Raw genomic sequence first — 235 nt, forward strand, 5'->3', positions numbered from 1 at the left:
TGAATACAAAACGAGAACAGCCAATCGTTTTATTGATTAGGGTTGCTTGTGCTTTATTTGGATAGATACGAAATTTATATGCTTTATTGATTATCATTCATTTCACCTCCATTTCTATATGCATCTATTATACAACAAACATAGATTCGATAGGTAGTTAAGTAACAGTTTATGTATGTCGAACAATTAAGATGGCTTCCTGCCATCCCTTGTCCGAAGCCAATTCATCTCCCAC

The 235-nt window shown here is 34.5% G+C and carries 1 protein-coding gene; it reads right to left on the reverse strand.

The genetic code is table 11. The features are described 5' to 3' along the window. The coding region (locus MR065_RS27345; protein ID WP_242215756.1) for a helix-turn-helix domain-containing protein at positions 1-97 on the reverse strand (97 nt) is incomplete at its 3' end. Positions 98-235 lie beyond the last annotated feature (138 nt).

Origin of the sequence: Bacillus cereus group sp. BfR-BA-01383 (assembly GCF_022663495.1) — a bacterium.
GTDB classification, from domain to species: domain Bacteria; phylum Bacillota; class Bacilli; order Bacillales; family Bacillaceae_G; genus Bacillus_A; species Bacillus_A cereus_AU.